The sequence below is a fragment of the Hyalangium sp. genome (assembly GCF_035629615.1).
GTDB lineage: Bacteria > Myxococcota > Myxococcia > Myxococcales > Myxococcaceae > Hyalangium.
The window spans coordinates 1-5,310 of sequence record NZ_DASPHO010000011.1 but is presented as its reverse complement, the minus strand read 5'-3'; the positions used below and the strand labels follow the sequence as shown (position 1 = coordinate 5,310).

Annotated in this window: 5 protein-coding genes; all 5 read left to right on the top strand. The window is 66.3% G+C overall.

Features of this window, described 5'->3' with window-relative positions:
- Positions 1–603 (top strand): DNA-processing protein DprA (locus VD972_RS00390; RefSeq protein WP_324979015.1); only part of this gene is annotated, 603 nt, incomplete at its 5' end.
- 12 nt (positions 604–615) lie between these two features.
- A complete protein-coding gene (gene topA, locus VD972_RS00385; RefSeq protein ID WP_349256545.1) occupies positions 616–3,159 on the top strand; it encodes a type I DNA topoisomerase in 2,544 nt (847 codons plus the stop codon).
- A 155-nt stretch (positions 3,160–3,314) separates the two neighbouring features.
- Entirely contained in the window at positions 3,315–4,046 is a 732-nt protein-coding gene (locus tag VD972_RS00375) for a MotA/TolQ/ExbB proton channel family protein (RefSeq protein WP_324979012.1), read from the top strand.
- A gap of 30 nt (positions 4,047–4,076) precedes the next feature.
- Positions 4,077–4,598, top strand: a complete 522-nt coding sequence (locus VD972_RS00370) for a biopolymer transporter ExbD (protein WP_324979009.1) — start codon at positions 4,077–4,079, stop codon at positions 4,596–4,598.
- Between the two features lie 65 nt (positions 4,599–4,663).
- Positions 4,664–5,194, top strand: a complete 531-nt coding sequence (locus VD972_RS00365; RefSeq protein WP_324979017.1) for an ExbD/TolR family protein — start codon at positions 4,664–4,666, stop codon at positions 5,192–5,194.
- Positions 5,195–5,310: the final 116 nt, after the last annotated feature.

The window sequence follows — 5,310 nt, the reverse complement described above, 5'->3', positions numbered from 1 at the left end:
GGCGGGGAGACGTGGGCCTTCCTGGGCTCCGCGCTGGATGCGCTGGACGAGCCACAAGCCCGCATGCTTCCTGAGTTTTTGGACCGGGGCGGGGTGTACTTCAGCGAGCTGCCGCCGGGCGTCCGGGCGAGCCGAACCACGTTCCCTCGGCGAAACCGACTCATCGCTGGCGCGTCGGATGCGGTGTTGGTGCTCCGGGCTGGCAAGACTTCCGGGGCGCTGTACACGGCGGAGGACGGGCTGGCGCAGGGGCGCCCGGTGCTCGCCCTGCCGGGGGACGTGCGAAACGAGGCCGCGGCCGGCTGCAATGTGCTGATCCGCGAAGGCAAGGCGCACGCCTGCCTGGGTGTGGAGGACGTCTGGAAGTGGGTGGGGGCGCGGCCCGTGCTGGCGGTGCCTCCCGGAACAGGGGAGTCATGGGAAGCAGCGCTCTCGGCGGAAGCCAGAGGCGCCTACCGGTTGTTGGATCGGGTCCCTCGCACATTCGATGAGGTGCTGGCGGGTTGCCAGCTCTCGCCCGCCGCGCTCACGAGCGCGTTGGTGGAACTGGAGCTGTCCGGGCTGCTGGTCCAGCACCCGGGCAAGCTGTACGAGAAGGTTTGAGCAGGAGAGGTCATGGCCACGCGGAAGAAGAAGGAAGTCGAGACGGAGGCCGAGGAGGCGACGCCGAAGAAGGCAGCGGCGAAGCGCCCGGCGGCCAAGAAGGCCACCGCGAAGAAGAAGAAGAGCGCCGCGAAGAAGGCGGCCGCCAAGGGCAAGGGCAAGGGCAAGGGCGCCCTGGCCACGGTGGAGGTGTCGGCAGACGAAGAGGAGGAGTCCACTCCGCGCGGCAAGGGCCCCCACTTCCTGGTGGTGGTCGAGTCTCCCGCCAAGGCGAAGACGATCAAGAAGTACCTGGGCACGGGCTACACGGTGAAGGCGTCCGTCGGCCACATCAAGGATCTGCCCAAGAGCAAGATCGGTGTGGACGTGGAGCACGACTTCCAGCCCGAGTACCACGTCATCAAGGGCAAGGAGAAAGTCCTCAACGAGCTGAAGAAGGTGGCCAAGAACGTCGACAAGGTCTTCCTGGCCACGGACCCGGATCGCGAGGGTGAGGCCATCGCCTGGCACATCTTCGAGGAGCTGGGCCACAAGGACGCGCAGCGGGTGCTCTTCAACGAGATCACCAAGAAGGCCATCCAGGAGGCCATTGCCCAGCCGCGCAAGCTCAACCAGGAGAGCTACGACTCTCAGCAGACGCGGCGCATCCTGGACCGGCTGGTCGGCTACCAGATCTCTCCGCTGCTCTGGAAGAAGATCCGCCGGGGCCTGTCCGCCGGCCGCGTGCAGTCCGTGGCGGTACGGCTGATCTGCGAGCGCGAGGAGTCCATCAAGGCCTTCGTGCCGGAGGAGTACTGGACGCTGGACGCGCTGCTGGAGGGCCCCGGGGGCCCGCCGCTCTTCAAGGCCAAGCTGTCCAAGGTGGATGGCAAGAAGGTGGAGCTGAAGGATCGGGCCACCACGGACGGCCTCGTGGCCGAGCTGCAGGGCGCTGACTTCACCGTCGCCAAGGTGGACCGCAAGGAGCGGCGCCGCAACGCGCCCGCCCCCTTCATCACCTCCAAGCTGCAGCAGGAGGCGGCCAACCGGCTGTCCTTCACCGCCAAGAAGACGATGACGCTGGCCCAGAAGCTCTACGAGGGCGTGCCCCTGGGTGAAGAGGGCCAGACGGCGCTCATCACGTACATGCGCACGGACTCCACGCGCCTGTCGGACGACGCGGTGAAGCTGGTGCGCGAGTTCATCGGCACGAAGTATGGCGTGGAGTCCCTGCCGGAAGAGCCGGTGGTGTACAAGAGCAAGAAGAGCGCCCAGGACGCGCACGAGGCCATCCGCCCCGTGTCCCTGGAGTACCCGCCGGAGCGGGTGCGCCCCTTCTTCGAGCAGATGGGCGAGGAGGACATGTTCCGCCTCTACGAGCTGATCTGGAACCGCTTCGTGGCGTGCCAGATGAAGCCGGCGGTGTATGACCAGACGAGCGCGGACCTCTCCGCGGGCCGGGCCACGTTCCGGGCCTCGGGCTCCACGCTGAAGTTCCCTGGCTACCTGGCGGTGTACGGCGCCAGCCTCACCCCGGAGGAGGAGTCCGAGAAGGAGAAGGCCAAGGCCGCCGGCGAGGACGGCGCCGAGGACGCCACCGGCGAGCTGCCCCCGCTCAACGATGGGGACAAGGTCCGCCTCCAGAAGCTGCTCAACGAGCAGCACTTCACCCAGCCACCGCCTCGCTTCTCGGAGGCCACGCTGGTGAAGGAGCTGGAGGAGCAGGGCATCGGCCGGCCCTCCACCTACGCGGCCATCCTCTCCACGATTCAGGACAAGAAGTACGTGGAGAAGCTGGAGGGGCGCTTCCGTCCCACGGATCTGGGGCAGATGACCAACGAGATGCTGGTCAAGCACTTCCCCAAGGAGATGGCGGTCGCCTTCACCGCCAACCTCGAGGAGAAGCTGGACCAGATCTCCGAGGGCGGCGCCAACTGGAAGGCCGTGCTCCAGGACTTCTACGGGCCCTTCAAGGAGACGCTCGAGAAGGCCGAAGCGGAGATGCGCGACGTCAAGCGCGAGGAGATCAAGACCGACATTGCCTGCGAGAAGTGCGGCAATGTCATGGTCATCAAGTTCGGGAAGATGGGGCACTTCCTGGCCTGCTCCAACTACCCCGAGTGCAAGAACACCAAGGACTTCAAGCGGGACGCCGAGGGCAAGATCGTCATCGTGGAGGAGGAGACCACGGACGAGAAGTGCGCGAACTGCGGCAAGCCCATGGTCATCAAGCGGGGCCGCTTCGGGCGGTTCATGGCCTGCTCGGGCTACCCGGAGTGCAAGACGTCCAAGCCCATCTCCATTGGGGTGAGCTGCCCGGACTGCAAGCAGGGCTACCTCACCGAGCGCCGCAGCGGCCGGGGCAAGATCTTCTTCGGCTGCAACCGCTACCCGGACTGCAAGTTCGCCGCCTGGGACCGGCCGCTGGCCGAGACGTGCCCCAGCTGCCAGTCCCCGTACCTGCTCCAGAAGTTCTCCAAGCGGGACGGAGCGTACGTGGCGTGCCCCAACAAGGAGTGCGACTACCGGCGGGAGATTCAGCAGCCAGGCGAAGTGAGCACTCCCTCGGCTGCCTGAAAGTCCCAAGGATTTCCGGAGGGTAGCCTGTCAGCGCCTTGACACGCTTGGCGGGCGCCCTTTAAGAATGGGCAGCCCGCTCCCGCCTGGGAGACCGCCGCCCGTTCTCTGAACGGATGTGCCGGACCGCGGGCGTCGAAAGGATTCGCAGCGCGATGATCTCCATGGTGAGCGAGCTGCTGAACGGGGTGCTCCTGGCGGCAGCCCCCGAGAAGCTGGGTCTTGTGGATTCCACCGTGAAGTTCTTCAAGGACGGTGGTCCTTTCATGTTCGTGAACCTGTTCTGGTTCGCGGCCGCGCTGGCGGTCGCCGCCGAGCGGATCTACACGCTGATGTTCCGCTACAACCTCAACGCCCCGCCCTTCATGGAGCAGATCTCCAAGCTGGTGATGACGGGCAATGTGGACCGGGCGGTGAAGCTGTGCAGCGCGGCTCCCAACGCGCCCCTGGCCAAGGTGATCCGCGCCGGGCTGACGCGCGCCAACCGCGGCGAGATCGAAGTCGCCAAGGCCGTGGAGGAGTCCATCGTGGAGAACACGCCGCAGGTCTCCGCGCGCATCCCCTGGCTGTGGTCGCTGGCCAACATCGCCACCCTCGTCGGACTGGTGGGCACCATCTTCGGCCTCATCGGCACGTTCCAGGCGCTCGGCAACGTCCCCGCCGAGCAGAAGCAGACGCTGCTGTCGGACGGTATCTCCAAGGCCATGAATAACACGGCCTTCGCGCTCTCCATCGCGGTGCTGTGCATCGTGTTCCACCTGATCCTCACCTCGTACTCGAAGGCCATGGTGGAGACGGTGGAGCTCAACGCGCTCAAGCTGGAGAACCTGCTGTCACGCCGGCACGCGGGGGAGACCCATGCGGACGGCGAGTCCCGGGCGGCCTGAGCGGCGCTTCGCTGAGCCAGAGGGCCCCGCATGGCGTTCTACTTCTCCCGCCGCAAGCTGAAGCCTCGTGAGGAAGAGGAGTCAGGGGAACTGAACATCGTCCCCTACCTCGACATCCTCATGAACCTCATCCTGTTCATGCTGCTGTCCATCACTGGCCTGGCCACGTTCGGCATCCTCAACGTGAGCGCGCCGAACTACGGCGGCCCCACCGCCGGGGTGCAGCCGGAGACCCCGGACCAGCCCAAGCTGACGCTCAGCGTGCTGATCTCCAAGCAGGGCCACTTCATCAACAGCGAGAACGCCATCCTCGGAGCGGGCGGCAACACGCCCACCATCCCGCTCAAGGCAGATGGCTCCTACGACTACGCGGCGCTCAACGCCAAGATGGTGGAGATCAAGCAGGCCTTCCCAGGCGAGACCAAGGTCATCCTCGGCGCGGACGCGGACGTGCAGTACGAGGCGCTGATCGCGACGATGGATGCGTGCCGGGAGACGCAGGGCAAAGAGCGGCACCTCCTGTTCCCGGACGTCACCCTGGGGGCGATGTGAGCGCGACGACCGAAGTCGAGCTGCCCGCCGTGCTGACGCCCGAGGAGGAGGATCGGCTCCAGCGGATGCGCTTCCGCAAGGCGCTGGCGCGCAAGAAGCGCAAGGAGCGCGAGGCGGCCGGCGAGATCAAGGAGCTGAACATCACCGCGATGATGGACATGATGACCATCCTCCTGGTGTTCCTGCTCAAGTCCTTCGCCTCGTCGTCGGCGGCCATCACGGCCTCCGAGGATGTGCGGCCCCCCGTCTCGTCCACCCGCGCCTCGCCGAAGGACACGGTGGCTGTCACCATCACCCCCAAGAACATCCTCGTGGGGGACAAGGAAGTGGTGCGGCTGAACAACGGCCAGATCCCGGCCGATCAGCTCCAGGGACGCGTCGTCGTCCCCCTGGACGCCGCCTTCAAGAAGGAAGTGGAGAAGCTGAAGTACATCGCCGATCGCAACCCCTCCGCGCCCTTCAGCCGGGAGCTGTCGGTGATCGGCGACAAGAAGGTCGCCTACGATCTGCTCATCACCGTCCTCTACACCGCGGGCCAGAACGAGCTGGAGAACTACCGCTTCGTGGTGCTTCAGAAGGACGAGGGCGGGCAGTAGGCAGAGCGCCAGTCTGGCTGGCGCTCCTCCTCCCAGGGGCTACATGGACGGCGCGGTGGCATGCCCTCCGCGCGTCTCGAGCTCGTGCCGGGTGGCGTCCTCCTCGCACCGGATGG

What these genes read in the sequence shown, in the direction of transcription:
- topA (WP_349256545.1), top strand. Translation starts at nt 616, where the DNA reads ATGGCCACGCGGAAGAAGAAGGAAGTCGAGACGGAGGCCGAGGAGGCG.
- VD972_RS00375 (WP_324979012.1), top strand. Translation starts at nt 3,315, where the DNA reads ATGATCTCCATGGTGAGCGAGCTGCTGAACGGGGTGCTCCTGGCGGCA.
- VD972_RS00370 (WP_324979009.1), top strand. Translation starts at nt 4,077, where the DNA reads ATGGCGTTCTACTTCTCCCGCCGCAAGCTGAAGCCTCGTGAGGAAGAG.
- VD972_RS00365 (WP_324979017.1), top strand. Translation starts at nt 4,664, where the DNA reads ATGCGCTTCCGCAAGGCGCTGGCGCGCAAGAAGCGCAAGGAGCGCGAG.